At 32.6% G+C, this 2522-nt stretch carries 2 protein-coding genes and 2 pseudogenes; 2 read left to right on the forward strand and 2 right to left on the reverse strand.

What is annotated here, in order from left to right; genetic code table 11:
• Positions 1-92: pseudogene (locus tag ORL93_RS30680) on the reverse strand (PadR family transcriptional regulator); the annotation flags it as partial.
• A gap of 434 nt (positions 93-526) precedes the next feature.
• Here ORL93_RS30680 and ORL93_RS30685 point away from each other — a divergent pair.
• Both ORL93_RS30685 and ORL93_RS30690 read left to right on the forward strand, forming a co-directional pair.
• Positions 527-619, forward strand: a pseudogene (locus tag ORL93_RS30685) (class I SAM-dependent methyltransferase); the annotation flags it as partial.
• Between the two features lie 530 nt (positions 620-1149).
• Positions 1150-1824 carry a hypothetical protein gene (locus ORL93_RS30690; protein ID WP_040119456.1) on the forward strand — a complete coding sequence of 225 codons (675 nt, stop codon included), beginning with the start codon at positions 1150-1152 and terminating at the stop codon, positions 1822-1824.
• 326 nt (positions 1825-2150) lie between these two features.
• Here ORL93_RS30690 and ORL93_RS30695 read toward each other — a convergent pair whose 3' ends face one another.
• Positions 2151-2429, reverse strand: a complete 279-nt coding sequence (locus ORL93_RS30695) for an AbrB/MazE/SpoVT family DNA-binding domain-containing protein (RefSeq protein ID WP_003197260.1) — start codon at positions 2427-2429, stop codon at positions 2151-2153.
• Positions 2430-2522: the final 93 nt, after the last annotated feature.

A 2522-nucleotide genomic window follows, 5' to 3' on the forward strand; every position in this document is an offset into this window, starting at 1 on the left:
GTAATCTCGTAGCCATAGGTTTCATGGCGGCTGATGATTTCCAGCACGCAGCCTTCCAGCGAACCCTTCAGCATTTCAGTTAAATTTTCCATGTTTAGATCCTCCTCTCCCTCCTCTATTTTGTCTGACTTATATTCAGTATAACAGAGTACTAAGGTAAATTTTTACTGAATAGCTTTTGGAAAATCATGCTATTCAGTATTACTTATTACATGTATATTGTATCACCGAGTAGAAAGTGTCAACTATTTTTCTTAAAACTATTTTTGCAACCTCACTATTCAGTGTGACCTACTACAGGTATATCGTAACACGAAGTAGATGAACTGTCAACTGGATTTTCTAAATATTTTTAAAACCGGCTATCCTCATTGGATACAGCCGATTTTCTTCATGGAGCTTTTACTTCCTCCTATGCTTCTTTCACAATGATTATACCGCGGATCATCCCCATCCAGCAGCTGTACATTTAGGTTCCCGGTTTCTCTGGTGTGAAAACGATGAGGTTTTCTCCTACTTCCAGTGACCAATTCCTTCCGAAGAAATGTTAAAGAGTATTCCCGAAATGAAAGAAGAACTTCGTAGACCTATGTTCTTAATAATCTCAGCAGAAAAGTAAATGTTTATTATGCGTTCCTGCACGATGTGGGGACGTTTTTTTTTGGGGTTCACGGGAGTTTTAGTAAAATAACTGAGGATTATTAATGTAACTCCTACGCGTTCTTCACTTTTCCACTATCGGGCGCGATTATGAAATAACTCTTAGATTTAAACAACTTTATTGTTATATTTTTAAGTGCGGTGAAGTAATCTACATCAAAAATTAAATAACTTTATTGTCACTCTACAAATAAAAAACCTTGATTTTTTTACACTAAGCAGAAGAATCAAGGTTTTTACTTCCAAAAAATATCTTAGCCAATAAAATTCGTGTTTCTTTATTTTTTTGTATATCGTAGATATGGAAAAAAATAAAGCTTATGGCCCGTTTTTACACGTATCTCGGCTGAACCCCGTATACATCTGAAGTTTACATAACACCACGTCTCAGTAGCTAAGTTCTATTAATAATCCAAAAGGATTTATGAAATAAAAAGATGAAAATATATTTAAATACAAATTCTATCTAAAGAAAGGTGATAAGAAAAAATGAAATATCTAACAGTCCCTGAGCTTTTTTTCTTACTATCTGTAGATGATGATACTCAAACTATACAACCTCCTTTACAATCAAATATAGAAATATTCATTACAATAAACATATTGCTAGAACTTTACCTTCAAAAGTATATTTATATAGATCATAAATTTATTGTACATAGGACTAGTAAGTCATCTGATATCCCTTATTTACAACATACCTTAGATTTAACACAACATTTAGATGACAATCACAATATAAGAATGTGGATACTAACAATTTGCGGAAAACAACGATCAAGTCACAAACTATATAATTCTGTTTTAGATTGTATACAGCGAAAAAAACAAATAAAAGTAATTGAAAGACGAATATTAGGTTTATCATTTCAAAAACGTTACATATGTCTTCAAACCAAAGAGCAAATCCTTACATTCTTACGAAAAAGAGCTTCAAAAGGAGGAACACAATACTTATCTATGTTAACCCTTTTCCTAGCCATGGATTTGAACAAACTTTTAAAAGATACAATGTTTCAAAATGATTATGAATATCTAATTCAATTAGAAGAATACAATAAACAATTATCTGAAATTCAATTCATACAAAAGCTAATAACAAACATTAAAAAGACTTTGCCTACCCTTTTAATATGGAAACATGCCCCATTTTCAGGTATGTAAAAAAGGGAAACCTCTGATTATCTAAATCACAGGTTTCTTATAGTTCACATAACCCATCATTATCAGTAGTCAATAATGAATAGAATTTTCGTTTTGGGGGTGTTTTTCTTTTTTAGTTTAATGGGCATGTTGCCGTGCCCCTTTTTCGAATTTTATAGGTGTCTTTTTCAATATATTGAACCCAACGGCGTATTGTATGCGCCTTTTATAAGAAAAGGACAGGATTAGTTGTAGAGCTTTATTGGCATGTATTTGTTTTTATTAATAACTACGGTACGTGAATTTTTTTAGATATAACTTAAAAAAGCTCCCCTAAAAGGAGCCAATTATTTTACAAGATTCTTCTGTAATTCCTCTATTATAAGTTCTGCACCTGCTGGGCTTAGCGTAATCTTTCCGTCTGCTAAAGAAATATTTTTATCAGATACTTCTCCTGTTATTGCACAAGCACCATTCGCTTCATATTTTTTCAAGATAATCTTTTCACCTTCTACATAAATCTCTAATGGTGTCTTTTCTTCAATTGCCAGCGTGCGTCTTAACTCCATTGGTATAACTATACGTCCTAATTGATCTAATTTTCGAGTTACTCCTGTTGATTTCATGAAACCTCTCCCTCGTATATTATTTTTTAGTTACTCTTTCAAGCGACGATTTAACACAATGTTCTCTTGGACGTCCGAGGATATTCCTAGATA

This window comes from Bacillus sp. DHT2 (genome assembly GCF_026241455.1).
Taxonomy (GTDB): Bacteria; Bacillota; Bacilli; order Bacillales; family Bacillaceae_G; genus Bacillus_A; species Bacillus_A pseudomycoides.